General features: G+C 66.1%; 23 protein-coding genes. 13 read left to right on the top strand and 10 right to left on the bottom strand.

Going from position 1 to position 21,855, the window contains the following annotated elements; translation table 11 throughout:
• Position 1: 1 nt before the first annotated feature.
• Complete coding sequence (locus KCTC_RS02345) at positions 2-361, bottom strand: PadR family transcriptional regulator (RefSeq protein WP_125566405.1); 360 nt, start codon at positions 359-361, stop codon at positions 2-4.
• Positions 362-518: 157 nt separating this feature from the next.
• On the opposite strand from KCTC_RS02345, the gene KCTC_RS02340 reads away from it, so the two are divergent.
• Genes KCTC_RS02340 through KCTC_RS02330 form a run of 3 tightly spaced genes read left to right on the top strand, consistent with a single transcriptional unit; the run spans position 519 to position 1,884 of the window.
• A complete protein-coding gene (locus KCTC_RS02340) occupies positions 519-866 on the top strand; it encodes an ArsR/SmtB family transcription factor (RefSeq protein ID WP_125566403.1) in 348 nt (115 codons plus the stop codon).
• Complete coding sequence (locus KCTC_RS02335; RefSeq protein ID WP_125566401.1) at positions 866-1,345, top strand: SRPBCC family protein; 480 nt, start codon at positions 866-868, stop codon at positions 1,343-1,345. Before KCTC_RS02340 ends, KCTC_RS02335 begins: the two co-directional genes overlap by 1 nt.
• Positions 1,342-1,884 (top strand): maleylpyruvate isomerase family mycothiol-dependent enzyme, encoded by a 543-nt coding sequence (locus tag KCTC_RS02330; protein WP_125566399.1) that lies wholly within the window; start codon positions 1,342-1,344, stop codon positions 1,882-1,884. The genes KCTC_RS02335 and KCTC_RS02330 overlap by 4 nt, the downstream gene beginning before the upstream one ends.
• Before the next feature lie 84 nt (positions 1,885-1,968).
• Here the strand turns inward: KCTC_RS02330 and KCTC_RS02325 are convergent, their stop codons facing one another.
• From KCTC_RS02325 to KCTC_RS02310, 4 genes are all read right to left on the bottom strand, one after another.
• The gene (locus tag KCTC_RS02325; protein ID WP_125566397.1) at positions 1,969-2,424 is read right to left on the bottom strand and encodes a DUF4304 domain-containing protein; all 456 of its coding nucleotides are present in this window, start codon (positions 2,422-2,424) and stop codon (positions 1,969-1,971) included.
• A gap of 188 nt (positions 2,425-2,612) precedes the next feature.
• Positions 2,613-3,134, bottom strand: a complete 522-nt coding sequence (locus tag KCTC_RS02320) for a DinB family protein (protein WP_125566395.1) — start codon at positions 3,132-3,134, stop codon at positions 2,613-2,615.
• A 50-nt stretch (positions 3,135-3,184) separates the two neighbouring features.
• Positions 3,185-4,402 carry an alanine racemase gene (locus KCTC_RS02315; RefSeq protein WP_231998798.1) on the bottom strand — a complete coding sequence of 406 codons (1,218 nt, stop codon included), beginning with the start codon at positions 4,400-4,402 and terminating at the stop codon, positions 3,185-3,187.
• Positions 4,402-5,679: a D-arabinono-1,4-lactone oxidase gene (locus KCTC_RS02310; RefSeq protein WP_125566393.1), complete on the bottom strand. Its 1,278-nt coding sequence runs from the start codon at positions 5,677-5,679 to the stop codon at positions 4,402-4,404. Before KCTC_RS02310 ends, KCTC_RS02315 begins: the two co-directional genes overlap by 1 nt.
• A gap of 155 nt (positions 5,680-5,834) precedes the next feature.
• Here KCTC_RS02310 and KCTC_RS02305 point away from each other — a divergent pair, with 155 nt between their 5' ends.
• Both KCTC_RS02305 and KCTC_RS02300 read left to right on the top strand, forming a co-directional pair.
• Positions 5,835-6,998 carry an MFS transporter gene (locus KCTC_RS02305; RefSeq protein ID WP_125566391.1) on the top strand — a complete coding sequence of 388 codons (1,164 nt, stop codon included), beginning with the start codon at positions 5,835-5,837 and terminating at the stop codon, positions 6,996-6,998.
• On the top strand, positions 6,917-7,933 hold the full coding sequence (locus KCTC_RS02300; protein ID WP_269461450.1) for a LysR family transcriptional regulator: 1,017 nt from the start codon (positions 6,917-6,919) through the stop codon (positions 7,931-7,933). Before KCTC_RS02305 ends, KCTC_RS02300 begins: the two co-directional genes overlap by 82 nt.
• A 37-nt stretch (positions 7,934-7,970) precedes the next feature.
• Here the strand turns inward: KCTC_RS02300 and KCTC_RS02295 are convergent, their stop codons facing one another.
• Complete coding sequence (locus KCTC_RS02295) at positions 7,971-9,335, bottom strand: cytochrome P450 (RefSeq protein ID WP_197715230.1); 1,365 nt, start codon at positions 9,333-9,335, stop codon at positions 7,971-7,973.
• Positions 9,336-9,394: 59 nt separating this feature from the next.
• Between KCTC_RS02295 and thrS the strand changes: the two genes are divergently transcribed.
• From thrS to KCTC_RS02270, 5 genes are all read left to right on the top strand, one after another.
• Entirely contained in the window at positions 9,395-11,311 is a 1,917-nt protein-coding gene (gene thrS, locus KCTC_RS02290; RefSeq protein ID WP_231998797.1) for a threonine--tRNA ligase, read from the top strand.
• A gap of 231 nt (positions 11,312-11,542) precedes the next feature.
• On the top strand, positions 11,543-12,583 hold the full coding sequence (locus KCTC_RS02285; RefSeq protein WP_125566385.1) for an AurF N-oxygenase family protein: 1,041 nt from the start codon (positions 11,543-11,545) through the stop codon (positions 12,581-12,583).
• 20 nt (positions 12,584-12,603) lie between these two features.
• Entirely contained in the window at positions 12,604-14,274 is a 1,671-nt protein-coding gene (locus KCTC_RS02280) for an FAD-dependent oxidoreductase (protein ID WP_125566383.1), read from the top strand.
• 27 nt (positions 14,275-14,301) lie between these two features.
• Positions 14,302-15,015, top strand: coding sequence for a TetR/AcrR family transcriptional regulator (locus tag KCTC_RS02275; protein WP_125566381.1), 714 nt, complete (start codon positions 14,302-14,304; stop codon positions 15,013-15,015).
• Positions 15,012-15,560 carry an HIT family protein gene (locus KCTC_RS02270; protein ID WP_231998796.1) on the top strand — a complete coding sequence of 183 codons (549 nt, stop codon included), beginning with the start codon at positions 15,012-15,014 and terminating at the stop codon, positions 15,558-15,560. Before KCTC_RS02275 ends, KCTC_RS02270 begins: the two co-directional genes overlap by 4 nt.
• On the opposite strand, the gene KCTC_RS02265 is transcribed toward KCTC_RS02270, so the two are convergent.
• On the bottom strand, positions 15,557-16,132 hold the full coding sequence (locus tag KCTC_RS02265) for a cob(I)yrinic acid a,c-diamide adenosyltransferase (protein WP_125566380.1): 576 nt from the start codon (positions 16,130-16,132) through the stop codon (positions 15,557-15,559). The genes KCTC_RS02270 and KCTC_RS02265 overlap by 4 nt on opposite strands.
• A 139-nt stretch (positions 16,133-16,271) precedes the next feature.
• On the opposite strand from KCTC_RS02265, the gene KCTC_RS02260 reads away from it, so the two are divergent.
• The 3 genes from KCTC_RS02260 to KCTC_RS02250 all read left to right on the top strand — a co-directional run bounded on the left by KCTC_RS02260 (position 16,272) and on the right by KCTC_RS02250 (position 20,665).
• Positions 16,272-16,577 (top strand): hypothetical protein, encoded by a 306-nt coding sequence (locus tag KCTC_RS02260; protein WP_125566378.1) that lies wholly within the window; start codon positions 16,272-16,274, stop codon positions 16,575-16,577.
• Between the two features lie 95 nt (positions 16,578-16,672).
• Entirely contained in the window at positions 16,673-18,673 is a 2,001-nt protein-coding gene (locus KCTC_RS02255; RefSeq protein ID WP_269461438.1) for a protein meaA, read from the top strand.
• 183 nt (positions 18,674-18,856) lie between these two features.
• Complete coding sequence (locus KCTC_RS02250) at positions 18,857-20,665, top strand: alkaline phosphatase family protein (RefSeq protein WP_164512439.1); 1,809 nt, start codon at positions 18,857-18,859, stop codon at positions 20,663-20,665.
• A gap of 61 nt (positions 20,666-20,726) precedes the next feature.
• On the opposite strand, the gene KCTC_RS02245 is transcribed toward KCTC_RS02250, so the two are convergent.
• Genes KCTC_RS02245 through KCTC_RS02235 form a run of 3 tightly spaced genes read right to left on the bottom strand, consistent with a single transcriptional unit; the run spans position 20,727 to position 21,705 of the window.
• Positions 20,727-21,116, bottom strand: coding sequence for an ArsC/Spx/MgsR family protein (locus KCTC_RS02245; RefSeq protein ID WP_231998795.1), 390 nt, complete (start codon positions 21,114-21,116; stop codon positions 20,727-20,729).
• Positions 21,113-21,448 carry a DUF952 domain-containing protein gene (locus KCTC_RS02240; RefSeq protein WP_125566374.1) on the bottom strand — a complete coding sequence of 112 codons (336 nt, stop codon included), beginning with the start codon at positions 21,446-21,448 and terminating at the stop codon, positions 21,113-21,115. The genes KCTC_RS02245 and KCTC_RS02240 overlap by 4 nt, the downstream gene beginning before the upstream one ends.
• Positions 21,445-21,705, bottom strand: coding sequence for a hypothetical protein (locus tag KCTC_RS02235; protein ID WP_125566372.1), 261 nt, complete (start codon positions 21,703-21,705; stop codon positions 21,445-21,447). The genes KCTC_RS02240 and KCTC_RS02235 overlap by 4 nt, the downstream gene beginning before the upstream one ends.
• Positions 21,706-21,855: the final 150 nt, after the last annotated feature.

Below are 21,855 nucleotides of genomic sequence, written 5' to 3'. Positions count from 1 at the left end.
TTCAGTTGCCTTTCGTTGACGGAGGGTTGACGGGCTGAAGGAGCCGGCGACTCACGATTGCGACGAGGCCCTCCCAGGAGGCGATGCCCTCGGACAGTGCGGCGTAGCCGGCCGGCGTTGGCCGGTAGTACTTGCGCGCTGGGCCTGAGGTCGAGGCCACCAAGCGCGCCGTGATCCTTCCCCCACGTTCGAGTCGAGCCAGGGCGGGATAGACGGTGCCGTCGAGGACATCGGTCAGCCCCATCTCGTGCAGCCGTCTCACGACGTCGTACCCGTAGGACTCCTCCTCGGCCAGGAGGTGCAGTAACAGGACCGAGAGGATTCCCTTGAGGAGCTGTGGGTCATGGCTGTTCTCAGGCACACGCCCAAACTATGTCTGCTACCAGGTGAAGTCAAGTACCGGATAATGCCGAAACGCGCTCTTTCGCGAAAGACTTGTTCGCAACCAAATGCTTGACAACTATCACGAAAGCGAACATGCTCGTCCTAAACCATTGGGTTGAGGAGGGCGGTTTCGTATGGATGACCAACTGTCACGAGTGTTCAGCGCATTGGCAGATCCGATCCGACGCGACCTCGTCGTACGTCTGACCACAGCTGATGCGACCGTGGGGGAACTGGCGGCGCCCCACAACGTGAGTCTCCAAGCGATCTCCAAGCACCTCAAGGTGCTGGAGGGATCAGGATTGGTGACCCGCAGCCGCGACGCGCAGCGCCGTCCGGTGCACCTCGAAGCGGAGGTATTCGACCTCATGACGAAATGGATCGAGCGATACCGCGAACAAGCAGAGAGCCGCTATCGCCGCCTGGACTCCGTCTTGGCGGACCTCGCCGACGAAGAATCCTCACGAAAGAAGGCCACCTGATGCGCACCCTGGAAGCAACGATCGAAGCGGTTCCCGATCTCCCGCTGATCCGCATCTCCCGCGAGTTCGATGCGACACCCGACCAGGTACAGAGGGCCCATACCGACCCAGAACTCTTCGCCCGTTGGATCGGTCCCGACTCGCGTACGACCGTCATCGAGGTATGGGACGCGCGTACTGGTGGCGCATGGCGCTACACCAACACCAACTGCGACGGGGACGTCCAGACCTTCTTCGGATCCTTCCATCTTGTCCGACCCGGGCGGATGACACAGACCTTCACCTGGGGAGGAATGCCCGACGGTGTCTCATTGGAAACGGTGACGTTCGAGGCATTGCCCGGCGGGCGGACGAGACTGTCCGCGACCTCGCTGGTCGATTCCATCGAGGGACGTGATGCGATCCTGAGGAGCGGCATGGACCTAGGTATGCGCGAGGGGTACGCCAAGCTGGATGCCCTCTTGGCGGATGGGCGATGAGTCCTGCTGAGAACCACCGCAATCGGGCAGCTGCTTTTGGTGGCCTCGTAGCTGGAGTGACCGATTGGTCTGCACCGACTCCGGTCGCCGGGTGGACCGCTCGCGACGTCCTCACCCATCTGGTCTCATGGCCGGCCGCGTTCCTTGCCTCGGCCGGCATCGACCTGCCACCGGTGCCATCGGAACCGGTGGCGGCGTGGACCTCGCACGCCGCGCGTCTCCAGGCACTGTTCGACGACTCGCCAGACCTTGTGATCTCCGGAACTCCGATGGGACCCCAACCAGTGGCTGAACTGCTCGATCAGATCTACACGGGCGACGTCTTCCTGCACTCGTGGGATCTGGCTCTGGCCTCTGGACAGCTCCCGCCGCTGGACGAGGAGACGTCCGCGATGATGCTCGCCGGGATGACGACGATCGAGCCGATGCTGCGAGACAGCGGACAGTACGGCCCGGCGGTGCATGTCGGAGCCGACCGCTCGGCAGTCGACCGACTCATCGGATTCATTGGGCGCGACCCGGACTGGACTCCGTCATAGGGGGGTCCGGTGCACCTGCGCTGCACAGAGCCGTATCGGCAGCGAAGAGACCATGAAATTCGCTCCGCGGCGAATCGGTACGGATTAGTACCTGCGCGGTTCTGGCGAAGGACTCGCCATCTCACTGATGATCGCGGGAACAATGGCAGATCTCAGAGCCTCAAGGACCTCACGCGAGATGGCGTTCTCGTTTGACCCGTCGCCCGCGAGGAGCCACCAATGATCCTCGCCGTGGGTTAGGAATCCGCTTCGCTGTTGGAGTCGATAGACCGACATCACGTTCGGGTTTGGTCGGGCGCCAATGTATGGGCGGTGGATGAAAGCTTCGCTCCAGACCGACTTCCCGACGACCAGGAGGTTGAAGGTGAACTTGGCTTCGCGTGAGGTACTTCCCGTTGATGTCTGGATCCCAAGCATGACCCAGTCACGCTCGTCCGGAAGCGTCCAGACGCGGCCCGAGCCCTTGAACCCGAGTTCACGAAGAGCCGGTCCCCACTCGGTTGTGATCAGCGCCTTTAGACGATCCTGTGCTTCACCCACAAGCCAAACGTAGCTCGACCATCACCCATCGATCGCCGTCGAGAAACGCACTGATCTCGGCAGAATAGGAAGCATCCGCACTACTACGCGCAGCCCACTCGCGGCGGTATGCAGTACGTCGGTCCTCCAGGTTGGCGGGGGAGGAGCCCAGACAGATGGTTCGAAAAAATCTCCCGGTTCGTCGTACCTCAGCCCATCGACTTGGCGCCGTCAATCGCCTCTCGGATGATGTCGGCGTGACCGGCGTGCTGGGAGGTCTCGCTGAGGATGTGCAGCAGGACATGGCGTCGCGTCCAGGACGTGTTCGGCGGGAACCACGGACGTGGCGGCAGAGGGTGCGCGACGTCGAGTGAGTCGAGGGTCCGGACGAGTTCGTCGGTCCGCGCAGCCACCTCGGCGTAGGTCTGCAGCAGGGACTCGCCGGTGTCCTCCGGACCCATTCGGAAGCCAGCCTGGTGCTCGGCGACCGCAGCGTCGCCGGTGTCGCTCGGGAACGCAGCTGGGCCGTCGACCATGAATCGCGCCCACCGGTCCTCGGTGATGGCCACGTGCTTGATCAATCCGCCGAGGCACAGCTCGCTGACGGTGGATCTGCGAGCGAGCTGCTCGTCATCGAGGTCTCTCAGCGTGTTGCGCAGGAAGTATCGACGCGTGCCCAGAAGGGCAATGAGGTCGTCGCGTTCGCTGGTCAGGTCTGTCCCGGTCGTCATGCCTCGATGCTAGGCAGGAGCGCCGACAGTTTTGCCTGGATCAGAGGTGGTCAGAGGAAGGCGTGTCCCTCGCCGCGGTAGGTCGGCACCGTGCCCACGATCCGGTCGCCCTCGACGAGGTGGAGTTCGTTCAGCCGCTCGCAGACCTCGCCCGCCTTGGCGTGCCGGAACCAGACCCGGTCACCGACGGAGAGCCCGTCGGCTCCTGTCAGTGGCGTCTGCGCCTCGCCGGCACCTTCCAGGGGAGTCAACGACAGACCAGCCGGCCACGTCGGCGTCGGTGCCCGATCAGGACCGGGGACACCGCTGGCGATCCAGCCGCCGCCCTGGGCCGTGGCCAGCCCGGGGCCGGGGATGCGTACGACCTCGGTGACGAAGTACGCCGCGGGGACCGGCTGGAAGTGCCGGTAGCCGTCGAAGAGGGTCGGGCCGTACAAGCCGGAACCGGCTGCCACTTCGGTCACCGCAGCCTCCGCGGCCGTCGACTCGATGCTTCCGGTGCCGCCGCCGTTCACGAATTCCAGGTCGGCCACCTCACGCACTGCCGCTACTGCCGCAGCGCGTCGATGGGCGAGCTCGAGCCGCGAGGCGGCCTGCATCGCCCGGATCTGGATCCGGTTGAGCGAGGAGCCCGCTGCGTTTCCGATGCCGGCGATCTGGCCCTCGTACGCCATCAGCCCGACGAGTCGGAACCGCGGTCGCGCAACGATCGCCTCGGCCAGTCGGCGTGCCTCCGACGCGGAGTGGACGGGTGAGCGGCGCGGCCCGAGGTGCACCCGCGATCCGATCAGCCGCAGTGATGCGTCGAGGTCCAGGCAGACCCGGATCCGGGCGCCGTCCGGCGCCGCGCGCTCGATCAGGTCGAGTTGGTCGGTCGAGTCCACCATCACAGTGACCCGTGCGGCGAGTTCCTCGCTCGCCGCCAACCGTGCGATCGACCCGCGATCAGCCGTCGGATACCCGACGACCACGTCGTCGCAGGTCTCGGCCACCCAAAGCGCCTCCGCCAACGTCAGCGCCAGGATCCCTGAATAGCCGTCCAACGCCAGGGTGGCGTCGATGAGGGCGCGGCAGCGTACGGACTTGCTCGCCACGCGGATCGGCGTCCCGGCCGCGCGCGTGAGCAAGGAGCGGGCGTTCGCGGCGAAGGCGCCCAGGTCGATCACGCCGAAGGGCCCGTCGAGATCGGCAGTGGCAACGTCGAGGGCGGCGAAGTCCGGCGCAGCGGTCGCACGGACCGCTCCCAGATCAGGAGTCATGACGCTCATCAGCCGAAGATCCGCTTGATGTGGGCGTTGGCGAACCGTCCCTCGGGGTCCATCGTCGTGCGTACGGCGTTGAACGCCTCCCACTCCGGATACAGCGTGCTCAGCGTCGCTGCGTCGAGGCTGTGCCGCTTGCCCCAGTGCGGTCGCGCACCGTGGGCGAGTGCGATCTCCTGGACGGCCGAGAAGTACTCCTGCCATGCCATGCCCCGGTACGCGTGGACCGCCAGATAGGTGGTCTCGCGGCCGTACGCCGGGCTCAACATCGAGTCGGTGTCACCGGCCACGAAGCGCACCTCGATCGGGAAGTTGATGTCGAAACCGCGCCGATCGATCATCGCCAGGATGTCCTGCAAAGCCGCCGCCGCGGTCTCACGCGGGAACGCCCACTCGGACTCGGTGAAGCGCACCATCCGAGGGCTGGAGAACACGTCGTAGCTGTGGTTGACCTTGTCCGACGGTGAGGCCAACGATGTGACCAGACGGTTGAGGCGGGGGATCTGGCCAGTGAACCGGCGGCCGGCGCGCGAGAGCACGTCCAACGCGTAGTTCTCCAGCACGACCTCCTCGACGTACGCGCGTGCCTTGCTCCGGACGTCGGCGGGCTCGTCGGTCCGGTTCAGTCCCTTCGTGATCGCCCGCGAGGCATGCGGGAAGACGAAGAACTCGAAGTGGTCGTTGCCGCCGATGTGGTCATCGAGGTCGCGCAGCAGCTCGGTCAGAGGCATCCGGTCGCGGCGCTCGTGCAGTTTGAAGGCCGGCACTGTTCGCAGCGTGTACGCGGTGATCACGCCCAATGCGCCGACACTGACCCGTGCCGCGCGGAGCTCGTCACCCGACAACTCGCGGATCACTCCGTCCGCGGTGACGATCTCGGCCGACTCCACGAATGTGGCCAGGTTGCCGAGCGTGGCACCGGTCCCATGGGTGCCGGTCGAGATCGCGCCGGCTGCGCTCTGCACGTTGATGTCGCCGAGATTGGCCATCGCCAGCCCGTGCTCGTCCAGATAGCGGTTGAGGTCGAAGAGCCTGGTCCCGGCGGCGACGCGTACGCGCCCTGCTGCTGCGTCGAGGACCTCGATCCCGGTGAGGGCATCAAGGCTCATCAGGGTGCCGCTGGTGACGACGTTGTCGCCGAAGGAATGGCCTGCGCCGACGACGCGCACCACCTCGCCGCGCGTGCCCGATTCCACGACGGCAGCCGCGACGCCGGCCGCGGACGTCGGACGAGAGAGGCGCGCCGGCTCGCAGATCTGGTCGCCGGTCCAGTTACGCCACATGTGTCCTCCGTCAGCCGATGTGATGTGGGTTCCACGATGCCCGGTCGGGGCCCCGCACAGAAGCACCAATGTCGTCCGCATTCACATCGAATCCATGGTGAATCAGGCGGCGATCAGTGTTTCCCCTGTGACCGGGGACACGCCACCCTTGCGGGATGGGTGAATCAACGTCGCGTCGGGCGCCGTGGACGGCGATGGGGACGTTCGCCGTCGTCGGTGCCGTGACCCAGTTGCTCTGGCTGACGTACGCACCGGTGACGAGCGATTCCGCAGCCCGCTATCACGTGTCCGAGGGAGCGATCGGGTGGCTCGCGAACGTCTTCCCGCTCTGGTACGTGCTCCTGGCGCTACCCACAGGCCTCGCGCTCGACCGCTGGCTGAGATCGACGGTGCTTCTGGGCGCGGTGTTCGCGGCGGCTGGCGCGCTCGTGCGGGTCGCCAGCGACGACTACTTCGTCGCGCTGTTCGGACAGACGCTCGTCGCGATCGCCCAACCCCTGATCCTGACCGCGATCACGCCGATGGCGGCGCGTCACCTGCCCGCGCATGATCGTCCGAAGGGGATCGCGCTCGCCTCGGCGAGCACGTTCGCCGGCATGATCGTGGCGTTTCTCCTGTCGACGACGGTGCCGCTCGGTCGAGTGTTGGTGATCGACGCCGTCGTCGCCGTCCTCGCTGCAGGAGCGTTGGCCGTCGCCCTGCGTACGCCGCCTCCGTACGCTCCTGAGGCTCCGGCCGGCGGTCGTGCCGACTTCGTACGCGCCTGGCGCAACCCGGTCGTACGCCGGATGTGTCTTCTGGTCCCGATCCCGTTCGGCGCCTTCACTGCGCTCACCACCTGGGCCCAGCCGCTGCTCAAGCCGGCAGGTGTGACGCAGGACGACGCTGGCATCCTGCTCCTGGTGAATGTCGCTGCCGGAGTGATCGGGTGTGCAGTCCTGCCGGTCTGGGCCGCTTCGCGCGGACGCCAGCGGCTGATGATGCTCGCAGGGATCCTGGTCGCGGCATCGTGTTGTGCGGTCCTCGCCCTCGCTCCGTCGATGGGTGTCGGGCTGGTGTGCTTCGTCGCCGTGGGTGCCCTGTTGTTGCCGGCGCTGCCGATCGTTCTGGAGCTCAGCGAGGCCGCGGCGGGCAGCGCGGCGGGAGCCGCAGCTGGGCTGGTGTGGTGTGCCGGACAACTTGGAGCTCTGGTCGTCACGGGCCTCGCCGGTGCCTTCCTGCATCAGCCGACGGCGGCATTCCTCCTGCTCGCGGTCATCACGCTCGTGGCGATTCCGGCCCTTCCACGTGGGACGCGGCCCGCGGCCGCCATCGGATAACTACGATCGCTCGCATCGACCTGCATCTGCGCAAACTGCGCTACTTCCTCGTGGTGGCTGAAGAACTGCACTTCAGCCGAGCTGCGGCGCGCGTCTTCCTGACCCAGCAGGCACTCAGCCGTCAGATCAAGGAACTCGAGGACGAGCTCGGGGTCCAACTCTTTGACCGCACCACCCGGCGGGTGTCGCTGACCGTCGCCGGCGAGGTGTTCTACGAGGCTTCCAAGGGCGTGATTGCGTCGTTCGACGATGCGGTCGCCGCGGCCCGGCGTACGACCCGGGCGCTGTCCGGCAAGCTGCGTCTCGGCTTCATCCCTGCCGCCGCGCTCGAGTTGACTCCGTTGATCATCGCTGCGTTCCAGGAGGCGCATCCCGAGGTGGAGGTCGAGATGCGGGAGTTCCCCGCGATCGACCCCTCCGCGGGTCTGATCACCGGGGCGACTGACGTCGCTTTCATCCGGCTGCCGCAGGCGACTCCCCGGATCGAGACCGAGACGATGTTCCTGGATCCGGTGATCGCGATGGTCGCGGCCGGGCATCCGCTGGCTGCCCGTACCTCGGTGCCGGTCGCCGAGCTCGTACGCGAGACGCTCACCCTGTCGGACACTCCCGACGAGGTCTACAAGGCCTTCTGGTCGCTCGCCGCAGCGCGTGATGCCACGGCGGGTCGGCTCCTGCCCGTGGTCTCGGTGACCGAGGAGGCCTCTCTGGTTGCCAACGGAGCGGCCGTGGCGGTGACCAGTTCGGCGGCGCAGTCGTTCGTGACCCTGCCCGGCGTCAGGCATGTGCCGATCGAGGACTGGCCACCGTCCGAGGTGGTCGTGGCGTGGCATGAGGGTGAGCGTTCTGCGCTGGTGGCGAGCTTCGTGCGTACGGCCTGCGAGGTCCGGGACGCACAACCTGACCTCGTACGCCTGCTCGAACGGCGCGCCTGACCGGGATCGCGCGAGGCACAGCTCGTTCGAGCCGTGACTATCTCGGCGTCACCACGATCTGCGCGCCGTTCTTCGGCACCGCGGTGATGTTGCGTACGACGGTCCGTTCCGGACCGACAGCGCTGATCGAGTAGACCTCGAGGATCTCCCGCAGGACCGCCACGCCCTCCATCATCGAGAACCCGGCGCCGATGCAGCGGCGGACCCCACCGCCGAACGGGATCCAGGTATTCGGATGCACCTCACCCTCGAGGAAGCGCTCCGGCCTGAACGTGGCCGCCTCGGGGTGGGAGGCCTCGCGCTTGTGGGCGAGAATGATCGACCCGGAGACGTACGTCCCGGCGGGCAGGTCGCAGCCCGCGATCGTGGTGGGTTCCATCAGCAGTCGCGCGATGAAGGCGATCACCGGGTGGACCCGCATCGCCTCCTTCATCGCTGCTTCGAGGTAGTCGTCGTCCCCGGAGTCGGCTGCCTGCGTCGCGCGCTCCACGAGTACGGGGTCGCTCCCGATCTCCTGCAACGTCCACGCCAGGGCGGTGGCGGTCGTTTCGTGGCCCGCCATCAGCAGGGTGACGAGTTGGTCTCGCAGCTCGACGTCGGTGAGCGTGCTGCCGTCCTCGTCGTGGATCCGGAGCAGTTGAGCCAGGACGTCCACGCCGCCGTCGTCCTCGGCCGCGGCGCGTCGCCGCGCGATCTGGGCGTAGATCGCCGCGTCGAGACGATCCTGCTTGGCAGCGGCATCGCGCCACGGCTTCAAGCGGTGGATCCTCTCCATCGAGTAGCCGAGCAGGATGACCGGATTGATCTGGATGATGTCGCGTACGAGCGGACGCATCTCGTCGAGATGGTCGTCGTCGGTCACGCCGAACACGACCTTGAGGATGATGTCGAGGGTGATCTCGTTCATGGCCTCCAGGGCCGAGAACGGCGTGCCGGCGGGCCACGAGCGGACATGGTCGCGGGCGATCTCGTGCACCATCTCGCGGTAGCCGTCGATGGCCGAGTGGCTGAAGGCCGGCATCAGCATCCGGCGCGCCCGCTTGTGCTGGGCGGAGTCGACGAGCAGGAGTGAGTGCTCGCCCATCAGCGGCCCGAGGATCGCGTTCCCCTTGCCGGCGTGGAAGACCTCGGGGTCCCCGGTGAAGATCTCGCGGATCGCATCAGGGTCGTGGAAGAACACCATCGATCGGTTCCGCGGCAGGAGGCGCAGCGTGAACGGGCTGCCGTAGCGGCGGTCGAGGTAGGGGACCAGGCGCTCACGGAAGGCGAGCAGGCCGATGCTCTGGACGATCGCCGGCCAGCGCGGCCCGTCCGGGAGTGGGCCGCTGCCGGCGGGCGTGGTGGGGACGGTGCGAAGCATGTCGGAGACGGCGGCTACGCGGTCGTACACGGTGGTGACCATGCGGTCAGCCTCTCGCTTGAAGCCCGATACGATCAAGCGTCTCACCGAGGAGGAGAAACGTGACCAAGGCCTGGGAGCTGTTCCGTGAAGACCCGAGCGTGATCGCTGCGCGCGTCAACGGAACGCTGAAGGACCTCGCCTACGAGGTCGCCGACGGCGACGAGGTGGAGCCGGTCGCGATCGATTCCACCGACGGACGCAACATCCTGCGGCACTCGACCGCCCACGTGATGGCCCAGGCCGTCCAGGAACTGTTCCCGGAGGCGAAGCTCGGCATCGGACCGCCGGTCGAGAACGGCTTCTACTACGACTTCGACGTCCCGACGCCGTTCGTGCCCGAGGACCTCGTCAAGATCGAGTCCCGGATGCGCAAGATCATCAAGGACAACCAGCGCTTTGAGCGCCGGGTGACCAACGATGACGACGCCCGCATCGAGCTCAAGGACGAGCCGTACAAGCTGGAGCTCATCGGGCTCAAGGGCAACAGTGCTGAGGCCGCCGAGGGCGCGTCGGCCGAGGTCGGTGCCGGCGAACTGACGATCTACGACAACATCGACCGCAACGGCGAGGTGGCGTGGAAGGACCTGTGTCGCGGTCCGCACCTGCCGACGACCAAGCGCATTCCTGCCTTCAAGTTGATGCGCAGCGCGGCTGCGTACTGGCGAGGAGATGAGAAGAACAAGCAACTCCAGCGTCTGTACGGCACCGCGTGGGAGACGAAGGAAGCCCTCGACGACTACCTCCGCCTGCTGGAGGAGGCGGAGCGACGTGACCACCGCAAGCTCGGCCGCGAGCTGGATCTCTTCAGCTTCCCCGACGAGCTCGGCTCCGGACTCCCGGTGTTCCACCCCAAGGGTGGCGTCATCAAGCGCGTCATGGAGGACTACGTACGCCAGCGGCACGTCGACGAGGGATTCTCGTACGTCGGCACGCCGCACATCTCGAAGGACGGGCTGTTCCACACGTCGGGCCACCTGCCGTACTACGCCGACACGATGTTCCCCCCGATGGAGCTCGAGGGTGCGAAGTATCAGCTGAAGGCGATGTCCTGCCCGATGCACAATCTGATCTTCGGCAGTCGCGGGCGCTCCTACCGCGAGTTGCCGTTGCGGTTCTTCGAGTTCGGCACCGTCTATCGCTACGAGAAGTCGGGCGTCGTCCACGGTCTGACCCGCGTACGCGGGCTGACGCAGGACGACAGTCACTCCTATGTCACCCCGGAGCAGGCGCCGGGTGAGATCAAGCACCTGCTCAACTTCGTGCTGAGCGTCCTCAAGGACTTCGGCCTCGACGACTTCTACATCGAGTTGTCGACGCGCGACGCGGACAACGCGAAGTTCATCGGCACCGACGAGCAGTGGGAGACCGCCACCCGGGTGCTGGAGAAGGTCGCTCTGGAGTCGGGGCTCGAACTCGTTCCTGACCCGGGCGGCGCGGCGTTCTACGGCCCGAAGATCTCGGTGCAGGCCAAGGACGCGATCGGGCGGACGTGGCAGATGTCGACGATCCAGTACGACTTCAACCAGCCGGCTCGCTTCGGTCTGGAATACACCGCCGCCGACGGCAGCAAGCAGCAGCCGGTGATGATCCACTCGGCCAAGTTCGGTTCGATCGAGCGGTTCTTCGGCGTGCTGGTCGAGCACTACGCCGGCGCGATGCCGCCGTGGCTCGCGCCGGTGCAGGTGCAGGCGATCCCGGTCGCCGACGCCTTCGCCGACTACCTCTACGAGGTGGCCGAGGAGTTGAAGAAGGTCGGGATCCGCGTCGAGGTCGACGACTCCGATGACCGGATGCAGAAGAAGATCCGCAACGCCCAGCTCCAGAAGGTGCCGTTCATGCTGATCGCCGGTGGCGAGGACGTCGAGAAGGGCGCGGTGTCATTCCGCTACCGCGACGGTCGCCAGGACAACGGCGTCCCGATCGCGGAAGCGATCGAGCGTGTCGTGCAGGCCGTGAAGGATCGCGTCCAGGTCTGACGTCGACCATCAGAAGGGCCCCACCGCGCTGCGCGGTTCGGGGCCCTTCTGCGGTTTGTTGGGACATCACGTCCCGGTCATGTGATCAGCGACACGACCGTCGAAGATTACTGTGACGCTGTGTCGCGCGTACTCTTGTGAGAGAGGCGGATTCGCACTAGCGTGCGAACCGCAGGTGAACGGGACGTACTGTGTCGGACACAGTGTGCGTCGGACCGAGAGGTGTAGGACATGGCTGGAGTAGGGACCGTCAAGGCGGCGCTCGGGGGACTGACCCTGGGTGCCCAGAAGGTTGCCGCCGCGGGCGTACACGTCGCCACCGGCAAGCAGAGTTACTACGACACGCTGCGTACGCTCTCGCAGGCCTCGGTCGACCAGCACTTCGAAGCCTTCCGCGACATCGCCTGGGACTCGCCGGAGTTCGAGGTCTTCAAGAATGACCCCCGCTTCATCCTCAACGAGGCCGACGAGATTGGTCGCCACCCCTGGTACAAGTCGCTCTCTCGCGAGCGTCAGATCGAGATCGGGATGTACCGGTACGCGCAGGTCGCGAAGGTGGGTTCGCAGTTCGAGATGCTGCTCATCGGCGGCATCATGAACCACAACGTGTGGGCCGAGAACGGCAACCCGGAGTTCCGGTACTCGATGCACGAGGTGACCGAGGAGACCCACCACATCCAGATGTTCCAGGAGGGTGTGAACCGGTGCGACATCGACGTGGCCGGCGCCCCGACCTACTTCAAGGTGCTCTTCCCGTTCCTGGCCTCGGCCGGTATGTGGGCCCCCGAGATCTTCTTCACCGGCATCCTCGCCGGCGAGGAGCCGATCGACCACCTCCAGAAGTCGATCATGCGCGCCGGTGGCAGCCACCCGATGATCGACCGGATCATGCAGATCCACATCGCTGAGGAGGCCCGCCACATCGGCTTCGCCCACCAGTGGATGGAGCACCACGTTCCGGAGCTCGGCTTTGTACGCAAGCAGATCTTCGCCGCGACGTTCCCGCTGATCATGCGCATCCTGTGTGACGTGATCATGGTTCCGAGCAAGCAGGCCCGTCGGGACATGGGCATCCCGGACGAGGTCGCCAAGGAGATCTGGTGGGACTCCGAGGACTCCGACAAGATGCTTCGCGACCTGTTCAGCGACGTCCGCATGCTCGGTGACGAGTTGGGTATTCGCGGTGCGATCTACCGTCCGCTGTGGAAGCTGATGGGGATCGACGGTCGCTCAGCGCGCTTCCGTGCCGAGCCCGTCATCGCCAACTCCTGATCTGACAAGAGAGCCGATTCGTGCCACACGTCGTCACTCAGTCCTGCTGCTCGGACGGGTCGTGCGTCCTCGCGTGCCCGGTGAACTGCATCCACCCGGCCCCGGGAGAACCCGGCTTCGCGACCGCAGAGATGCTGTGGGTCGACGCGGACGCCTGCGTCGACTGCGGCGCCTGCGTGACCGCCTGCCCGGTGGACGCGATCCTGCCGCACACGAAACTCAATCACGCTCAGTTGCCGTTCCTGTCGCTGAACGCCGAGTACTTCGATGCGTTCCCGCACGCGGACCGTACGCCGCTGGCTCTGGTGCACGAGCAGCGACGCCTGGACCGCTCGGGCCCGTATCGCGTGGCCGTGGTCGGCGCCGGTCCGGCCGGGCTGTACGCGGCGGATGAACTCCTCAAGCACCCCGAGATCAAGGTCGACGTCTTCGACCGGCTACCGAGTCCGCACGGATTGGTGCGGTTCGGTGTGGCGCCGGACCACCAGAAGACCAAGCGCGTCCAGGACCTGTTCGCCAAGATCGAGCGGCAGCGCGGATTCCGGTACTTCCTCGGTGTCGAGGTCGGCAACCACCTCACTCACGACGAGTTGACGGCGCGCTATCACGCCGTGCTCTACACGGTCGGGGCTGCCAGTGACAAGACGCTCGGCGTACCTGGTGATGACCTGCCGGGCTCGATCTCGGCAACCGACTTCGTCGGTTGGTACAACGGCCACCCCGACAAGCAGGACCTGCAACCACCGCTCGACTCCGAGCGCGTCGTGCTGGTCGGCAACGGCAACGTGGCCCTCGACTGCGCACGCATCCTGGCTCTCCCACCGCACGTGCTGGAGACCACTGACATCGCCGACGGCCCCCTGGCGGCTCTGCGCAACAGCAAGGTGCGCGAGGTCGTCGTCCTCGGTCGCCGTGGCCCTGCCCAGGCGGCGTTCACGGTGCCCGAGTTGGTCGGTCTCCTCGGCGAGGATGAACTCAACGTCGTCGTCGACCTCGGCGACCTCACCGATGCCCAGGCGTTCGGTGGGGGCTCGCAGAAGGAACGGCTGATCGAGGAACTGCGTCACCGCCCGGTCGACCCTGCGTTGCGGACCATCGTGCTGCGGTTCGCCGCCGCGCCGACCAAGCTCGTCGGCACCGACTGCGTGAGCGCCGTCGACGTGGGGCGTACGCGCCTGGTGAAGCACAAGGACGGCTCGGTCTCGGCGACGTCGACGGGGGAGACCGAGGTTCTCGAGACCGGTCTGGTCCTCCGCGCCGTGGGCTATCACGGTCTGCCGATCAAGGACCTTCCGTACGACGAGAAGCGTGGTGTGGTCCCGAACACCTCAGGCCGAGTCGCACCGGGTGTCTATGTCGCTGGCTGGGTCAAGCGTGGCCCCAACGGCTTCATCGGCACGAACAAGTCCGATGCCGAGGAGACCGTGGACGCGATCCTGGACGACTTCGACGCCGGGATCATCCCCGAGCCTGTCGGCACGACCGCCGGGCTGCGCAGCATGATCCGCCATCGCCAGCCGGGCATGGTCGATCTTGCCGGTTGGCTGGCCATCGACGCCGAGGAGCGCCGTCGCGGTGAGGCACAGGGCCGCCCGCGGGTGAAGATCACCGACGTCGCCGAGTCGATGCGGATCGCGGCCGAGGCCACCCTGCCCCGCGTTGCCCGATTGCGTCGAGGGTTGCCGATCTAGACACGCGGTCTCCATTAGGGTTGTCCCATGCGTACGCCGTCGGTCTCAACCATCCTGCCCGGTCGGGCAGATGGTCGGCAGGCACGCTGGGACGATCACAACGCCGAGCGTCGGGCGCAGATCGTCGAGGCAGCCATCGAGGTCGTCGAGGCTGGCGAACTGCGTGACAAGCCGCAGATCCAACAGATCGCGGAAGCCGCCGGGTTGTCCCGGACGGTCGTCTACCGGCACTTCGGCGACCGGGCGGACCTGGATCTGGCGATCCACAGCCGGATCATCGAGGACGTACGCGACGCAATCATCCCGGCGCTCGTCATGGACGGCACCATCCCCGAACTGATCGACGCAGGTGTCGGTGCATACGTGCACTGGGCCGCCGCGCACCCCGCCCTGCACCGTCTTGCCGACCACGACACCGCGAGTGAGGGACCGTTCAAGTCCGGCGTCGACTCGATCTCCGGTGACGTCGTGGACCTCATCCGTGGTGTCGCCGGCCTGCTCGGCGTCGCCATTCCTGACGAGCTCGACACCAGCCTCGACACCTTTGTCCATGGCATCCTCGGCGCGGCGCTCGGATCCGTACGCCGATGGTTGGAGCGGGAGGGTGACGTCACGGAGGACCTCTTGGCGCGCGTACTCGGCCGCTCTCTCTGGTTCCTCATCGACGGGCACGCTCGTGACGCCGGCATCGTCCTCGATCCCGACCAGCGCATCTCCGATCTCGTCGGCGACCTGGTGTGACCTTGGTGGAAGAAGGCATCGTCCAGGACGGCATTGGACGCCCCGATGAGCTGGACCGGCTCTGGACCCCGCACCGGATGGCGTACGTCCGGGGCGAGAACCGGCCCCAGGAACCCGACGAGCATGCGTGCCCGTTCTGTCGGATCCCGGAGCTCAGTGACCCTGACGGCTTGATCGTGCATCGCGGTGACCTCGCGTACGTCGTGCTCAACCTGTATCCCTACACGTCAGGTCACCTGATGGTGGTGCCGTTCCGGCACGTCGCGGACTACGTCGACACGACCACGGAGGAATCCGACGAGATCGCCGAGCTCACCAAACAGTCGGTGCGTACGCTCCGGCTGGTGTCGCGTGCCGAGGGGTTCAACATCGGCATGAATCAGGGCGTCGCCGGGGGAGCGGGCATCGCTGCCCACCTGCACCAGCACGTGGTCCCGCGGTGGGTCGGTGACTCGAACTTCATGCCGATCATCGGCAAGACCAAGACGCTGCCGCAGCTGCTGACGCAGACGCGCGACCTGCTCGCGGAGAGCTGGCAGGACTAGCGGTCGCCGCCGGGCACCCACAGGACGTCGCCGCGCTCGCGGTTCGCGTGCCTGGCCAGGATGAACAGCAGGTCCGAGAGCCGGTTGAGGTACTTCACCGCCAGGAGGCTGATCCCGTCCCCGTACTCCTCGTACGCGACCCAACCGGAGCGTTCGGCTCGCCGCACGATGGTCCGCGAGACGTGCAGGTATGCAGCACCCGGAGTGCCCGCGGGCAGGATGAAGCTCTTGAGGTTCTCCAGCGTCGCGTTGTATTCGTCGCACCACTTCTCGAGGCGATCGATGTAGTCCTGCAGGACTCGCAGCGGCGGGTACTCAGGGTTCTCGACGACCGGTGTGGAGAAGTCGGCACCGACGTCGAAGAGGTCGTTCTGGATCGTCGTCAGGACCGCGACCACATCCTCGTCAAGGTTGCCCATCGCGATCGCCACACCGAGTGAGGAGTTCGCCTCGTCCACGTCCGCGTACGCACCCAGACGACTGTCGGTCTTGCTCGTCTTCGACATGTCGCCGAGGCGCGTCTGACCGGCGTCGCCGGTACGGGTGTAGATCCGGGTGAGGTTGACCGACATGGGGCCAGCATCCCACGGTCGGGGGATCTGGCACCGGCCCTACCGGCGGCGTACGTTCGAAAGCGTGGTGGACCCGCGCCCCGCGAGCCCGATACCGCTCAACGGAGACGTCCCCGGATGTCTCGTTCGGAGGATGGGAATGTCCGTAGTTGTGTCCTTGGCGATGCGTGGAGACACCGCCCTGTTTGAGAAATCATTGACCGATCGTGCCGATGACTTCGTACGTATCTCCGATGGTGCCCGCAAGGTGGGAGCCATCCATCACCGCTTCGCAATCGGGGACGGCTTCGTCCTCGTTGAGGACGAATGGGAGTCTGCGGAGCAGTTCCAGGCCTTCTTCGCCGACGCGGAGCTGCAGAAATTCATCGCTGAGATCGGCGGCGACGTGAGTTCCGAGCCGCAGATGTCGATCGCCCGCGCGGTCAGGTCGGCCGACCAGTTCTAGACGGATCTCACGCCCCTGGACGCCGCAGGGGCGTGAGACGTTCCACACAGCGCATGGTTACGAGAAGGTGTCCAGTCCCTCTACGCTAGACGTTTGTGAGTCAACACAAGGACCAGCCCTGGGTCATGCGCACGTACGCGGGCCACTCGACGGCTGAAGCGTCGAACGCGCTGTACCGCACGAACCTCGCGAAGGGCCAGACCGGCTTGTCGGTCGCCTTCGATCTGCCCACGCAGACCGGGTACGACCCGGACAGCCCGCTCGCCAAGGGTGAGGTCGGCAAGGTCGGTGTCCCGGTGCAGCACCTGGGCGAGATGCGGAAGCTCTTCAACGAGATCCCGCTGACCACCATGAACACCTCGATGACCATCAACGCGACCGCCATGTGGTTGCTCGCGATGTATCAGGTCGCTGCCGAGGAGCAGAACCCCGGGATCGAGCCGGCCGAGGTTGCCAAGCAGCTCGCCGGCACCACCCAGAACGACATCATCAAGGAATACCTCTCGCGCGGGACGTACGTCTTCCCGCCGGAGCAGTCGCTGCGTCTGATCAGCGACATGATCAGCTACACCGTCAACTACATCCCGAAGTGGAACCCGATCAACATCTGCAGCTACCACCTGCAGGAAGCGGGCGCGACGCCGGTGCAGGAGATCGCGTACGCGATGTGCACCGCGATCGCGGTTCTGGATGCGGTCAAGGCCGCGGGGCAGGTCTCCGACGAGGACTTCGAGAAGACCGTCGGTCGGATCTCCTTCTTCGTGAACGCGGGCGTCCGCTTCGTCGAGGAGATGTGCAAGATGCGCGCCTTCGTCGAGCTGTGGGACGAGATCACGCGTGAGCGGTACGGCGTGCAGGACCCGAAGATGCGTCGCTTCCGGTACGGCGTCCAGGTCAACAGCCTCGGTCTGACCGAGGCACAGCCGGAGAACAACGTCCAACGCATCGTGCTGGAGATGCTGGCCGTCACGTTGTCGAAGAACGCTCGCGCTCGCGCGGTGCAACTCCCGGCGTGGAACGAGGCCCTCGGGCTGCCGCGTCCGTGGGACCAGCAGTGGTCGCTGCGCCTGCAGCAAGTGCTGGCGTTCGAGTCCGATCTGCTCGAGTACGGCGACATCTTCGACGGTTCGCCGGTCATCGAGGCGAAGGTCCAGGAGCTCATCGACGGCGCCAAGGCCGAGATCGACCGTGTCCAGGCGATGGGCGGCGCCATCGCCGCTGTCGACTCGGGCTACATGAAGTCCGAGCTCGTCGCCTCGCACGCTCGCCGTCGCGCCTCGATCGAGGCCGGCAACGAGATCATCGTCGGCGTCAACAAGTTCGACACCACCGAGCCGTCGCCGCTGACCGCAAACCTCGACGACGCGATCATGACCGCGGACCCGAAGGCCGAGCAGGCAGCGCTGGACTCGCTCAACGCCTGGAAGGCCGGTCGCGACCAGGCCGCCGTCGACAAGGCGCTGGCCGACCTGGCCGCCGCTGCCAAGACCGACGAGAACCTGATGTCGTACACGCTCGCCGCTGCGCGCGCCGGTGCGACGACGGGCGAGTGGGCAGGCACGCTGCGCCAGGTGTTCGGCGAGTTCCGGGCGCCGACGGGTGTCTCCGGCGCAGTCGGTGTCGCCGAGGCGGGCGCCGGTCTGGCGGCCGTACGCGAGCGGGTCAAGGCCACGGGCGAGGAACTCGGCGGTCGCCTGCGCGTACTCATCGGCAAGCCTGGCCTGGACGGTCACTCCAACGGTGCGGAGCAGATCGCGGTACGCGCACGCGACGCCGGCTTCGAGGTCATCTATCAGGGCATCCGGCTGACGCCCGAGCAGATCGTGTCGGCGGCTGTCGCCGAGGACGTACACATGCTCGGTCTGTCGATCCTGTCGGGTTCGCACATGGAGCTGGTCCCGGACGTGCTCGACCTCCTCAAGAAGGAGGGGCTGGAGGACCTGCCGGTGATCGTCGGCGGCATCATCCCGGAGTCGGACGGCATCAAGCTCAAGGAGATGGGTGTCGCGGCGGTCTTCACGCCGAAGGACTTCGGTCTCAACGACATCATGGATGGCTTCGTGGACGTGATCCGGAAGGCCAACGGTCTCGCCTGATCGGACGACGACGCATCAAGGGCTCTGGGTGAACCCCAGAGCCCTTGGCGTTTGCTGAGAGGTCTCAGCCGAGTCTCAGGGCCTGTTCCTCCGACATTCACGTCACCCTCAACTGGTTGTCGGCCTGACTCGGATGAATGGATGGGTGCCTCCGCCCGGGAGGCGCATGATCCAGGAGCAGGTATGTCCTTCCTTTCTCGTCGCAGGGTGTGTGCCCTTGCCGGGGCGTCGGCCATCGCCATCGGCGGTCTCGCTGTCGTCTCAACCACGTCCGGCGCTGCTGCAGCCGCCACGGCCCCGACCAAGCACGTCCTGCTGATCTCCATCGACGGCATGCACCAGAGCGACCTGCAGTGGTGGGTGTCCAAGCATCCGACGAGCACGATCGCCCAGTTGATGCACCATGGCGTCGAGTACACCAACGTGAAGACGTCGAACCCCTCGGACTCCGACCCGGGCGGCACCGCTCTCATGACCGGTGGCAACCCGAAGTCGACCGGTGTCTACTACGACGTCGAGTACAGCCACAAGACCGATGAGCCGGCCCTGATCGGGGCCTCGCCGACGGGTGCGACGTGTACGCCGGGCAAGCCTGCGACCGGCGGAGACGTCATCTACGACTCGCCTGACGACAAGCTGCCGGCCGTCCCTGACATCCTCACGCACGCCACCGGTGCCTTCCCGTCCTTCGACGAGAACGGGACAATCTTCGCCAACGGGCAGGACCACCACCCGGCCCAGATCATGAACTTGAGGAACAACGCCTCGTCGTTCAACTTCGGCACCTTCCCGGTGGACCCGGCGACCTGCAAGGCCATCTCGCCGTGGGACTACCTGGGCGACAACTCGATCTTCCAGGTGATCCACGCCGCGGGCATGCGTACGGCCTGGTCGGACAAGCACGCGATCTACATGTCGTTCAACGGCCCGGGGTCCCACGGCAAGAGCATCGACGACTTCTTCGGTCCCGAGATCGACTCCCAGGCCATCGAGCCGAACGGTGTCCCGTACCCGCAGGACGACGACTGGGCCCACATTGACGCCGCAGCCAAGCAGTACGACGGTTACAAGGTCCAGGCGGTCCTGAACCAGATCAATGGCTTCGACCACTCGGGTCGTTTCCACGTCGGTACGCCGGCGATCTTCGGCATGAACTTCCAGGCCGTCTCGGTCGCGCAGAAGATCCCGTTGGACTCGGCGAACCTGATCAAGAACGCCAACGGTACGTACACCCCGAGCGCCCCGCGGAAGGGCGGCTACGAGCTCGTCAACGGCCAGATCGTGCCGGGTCCGGTGCTCTCGCAGGCGCTTGCCTTCGTGAACGGCCAGCTCACCCGGATGGTCGCCCAGATCCACCACGACGGTCTGGCTGGCTCGACGACGATCATCATCACGGCCAAGCACGGTCAGTCCCCGACGGACCCGCGCAAGATCGTCACCATCAAGGACGGCCCGATCGTCGACGCGATCAACGCTGCGTGGGCGGCCCTGCCGGGCAACACCGGGAAGACGCTGATCGTCGCCGGTACGAACGACGACCTGTGGCAGTCGTATCTCTCGAACCGTTCGGTTTCGGCCTGCGCGTTCGTGAAGAACTACCTCTGGACCCACTCGGTCGTCGGCGCTGACGCCGCGAAGAACCCGGTGACGGTGCAGCACTCGGGCCTGGCGAAGATCTGGTCGTGCAGCGCAGCGGCGGCGTTCTTCGGCGTGCCGGTGGCCAACGGGCACTACCCGGACGTCTTCGGTGAGGTGCAGGAGGGCGTCATCTACGCCAAGCCGGGCAAGAAGCTCGCCGAGCACGGCGGCATGAATGCCCAGGACCGTCACGTGCTGATGATTGTGAGCGGTGCTGGCGTCGTTCCCTCGGTGCAGACCGCGCCGGTTGAGACGACCCAGGTGGCGCCGACGATCCTGCGGCTCCTCGGTCTCAACCCGAGCGCGTTGCGTGCCGTGCGGGTGGAGGGTACGCGGGTCCTCCCTGGCGCCTGAGCGCACATGAATGGCAGCAGGCCCCCGTTCCGCTTCGGCGGGACGGGGGCGTGCTGTTCCGCTACCGGCGCAGGAAGCTCTTGCGGCGCGGCTTGTCGGCCTTGATGACGCGCTCGACCGACGCCGGGTCGCGTCCGACCACTGTGGTGCCGTCACTTGCGGTGATGATCGGCCGCTGGATCAGCTTCGGCTCGCTGGCCAGCAGGGCCACCCACGTGCCGCGGTCTGCTGGTGTCTTCGCGGGGAGTTCGACACCGAGGCCTTTGGCGTCCGGCGTACGCGTGATGTCCCAGGGCTCGAGGCCCAATCGGCTGAGGACGTCCTCGATGTCCGCGGCGGTCGGCGGGTCCTCCAAGTAGCGCCGAATCACATACTCGCTGCCGGCCGCGTCCAACTCGGACACCGCTGTACGGCATTTGGAGCAGGCGGGGTTGACCCAGATCTCGATCACACGTACTCCTCTGGGCGGGTGACGTCACTGATGCTGACGACCGCGTCCAGGTTGAGCGGTCCGTAGATGTGCGGACAGATCATCTCGGATCCTGGGACCGGCTGCTCCTCGATCACCACGCTGGTGAGGCGGCCGGTGTCGACTTCCAGCAGTACAAGTGGCTCATAGACGCCCACGAAGTGACGGGCGAGCACCTTCGGCCACTGGGAGGAGTAGGCGGCATGGATGAAGCCCTCCTCGGCCAGTGACCGGGCCAAGGTCGAGCGCGTGTAGACACCGCATTTCTGCGCCGCCGCCCAATCCGCCGACGTAGCGATGTGAAAGATCCTCATCCTGCCTCGGGGAGTCGTCGGAGGACTTCGTCGATCTTCGACCCGACCGAGGCCATACCGACGCTGAGGTGGGTCACCCCGGTCTTGAGTTCGGCAACGTCGGTCTTGAGTTCCGCGACGTCCACCTCCAGGCGCCTGATGCTGCGACCCTGACGCCTCATGTCGACTCGCAGTGCATCCACGCCGTCCTGGACGTACCCGAGTGTCTCCGCAAGGTTGTTGGTCTTGCGGGTGAGATCAGCGTTGCTGAGCGCCATGTGAACTCCTTCGGTCTCGAGAAGTCACCCTAGGCAGGTTAGTTCGCGACTCGCCAGCCGATTGCTGGTCCTTGTGGAGATCGCGCCCGGTTCCGCGGGGTGTGGAGATCATCTGGCCGCACGGTGTCGCCGCCGCCGGACCCTGGGGGG

The sequence above is a fragment of the Nocardioides baekrokdamisoli genome (genome assembly GCF_003945325.1).
Classification (GTDB): Bacteria; Actinomycetota; Actinomycetes; order Propionibacteriales; family Nocardioidaceae; genus Nocardioides; species Nocardioides baekrokdamisoli.
Note: the sequence above shows the minus strand (reverse complement) of the source record. Positions and strands in the feature narration are given on the sequence as shown.

Excerpts from the sequence above, each read along its gene's own strand:
- KCTC_RS02340 (WP_125566403.1), top strand. The coding sequence starts at position 519 with ATGGATGACCAACTGTCACGAGTGTTCAGCGCATTGGCAGATCCGATC.
- KCTC_RS02335 (WP_125566401.1), top strand. The coding sequence starts at position 866 with ATGCGCACCCTGGAAGCAACGATCGAAGCGGTTCCCGATCTCCCGCTG.
- KCTC_RS02330 (WP_125566399.1), top strand. The coding sequence starts at position 1,342 with ATGAGTCCTGCTGAGAACCACCGCAATCGGGCAGCTGCTTTTGGTGGC.
- KCTC_RS02320 (WP_125566395.1), bottom strand. The coding sequence starts at position 3,134 with ATGACGACCGGGACAGACCTGACCAGCGAACGCGACGACCTCATTGCC.
- KCTC_RS02315 (WP_231998798.1), bottom strand. The coding sequence starts at position 4,402 with ATGAGCGTCATGACTCCTGATCTGGGAGCGGTCCGTGCGACCGCTGCG.
- KCTC_RS02310 (WP_125566393.1), bottom strand. The coding sequence starts at position 5,679 with ATGTGGCGTAACTGGACCGGCGACCAGATCTGCGAGCCGGCGCGCCTC.
- KCTC_RS02305 (WP_125566391.1), top strand. The coding sequence starts at position 5,835 with ATGGGTGAATCAACGTCGCGTCGGGCGCCGTGGACGGCGATGGGGACG.
- KCTC_RS02295 (WP_197715230.1), bottom strand. The coding sequence starts at position 9,335 with ATGGTCACCACCGTGTACGACCGCGTAGCCGCCGTCTCCGACATGCTT.
- KCTC_RS02285 (WP_125566385.1), top strand. The coding sequence starts at position 11,543 with ATGGCTGGAGTAGGGACCGTCAAGGCGGCGCTCGGGGGACTGACCCTG.
- KCTC_RS02275 (WP_125566381.1), top strand. The coding sequence starts at position 14,302 with ATGCGTACGCCGTCGGTCTCAACCATCCTGCCCGGTCGGGCAGATGGT.
- KCTC_RS02265 (WP_125566380.1), bottom strand. The coding sequence starts at position 16,132 with ATGTCGGTCAACCTCACCCGGATCTACACCCGTACCGGCGACGCCGGT.
- KCTC_RS02260 (WP_125566378.1), top strand. The coding sequence starts at position 16,272 with ATGTCCGTAGTTGTGTCCTTGGCGATGCGTGGAGACACCGCCCTGTTT.
- KCTC_RS02250 (WP_164512439.1), top strand. The coding sequence starts at position 18,857 with ATGTCCTTCCTTTCTCGTCGCAGGGTGTGTGCCCTTGCCGGGGCGTCG.
- KCTC_RS02240 (WP_125566374.1), bottom strand. The coding sequence starts at position 21,448 with ATGAGGATCTTTCACATCGCTACGTCGGCGGATTGGGCGGCGGCGCAG.
- KCTC_RS02235 (WP_125566372.1), bottom strand. The coding sequence starts at position 21,705 with ATGGCGCTCAGCAACGCTGATCTCACCCGCAAGACCAACAACCTTGCG.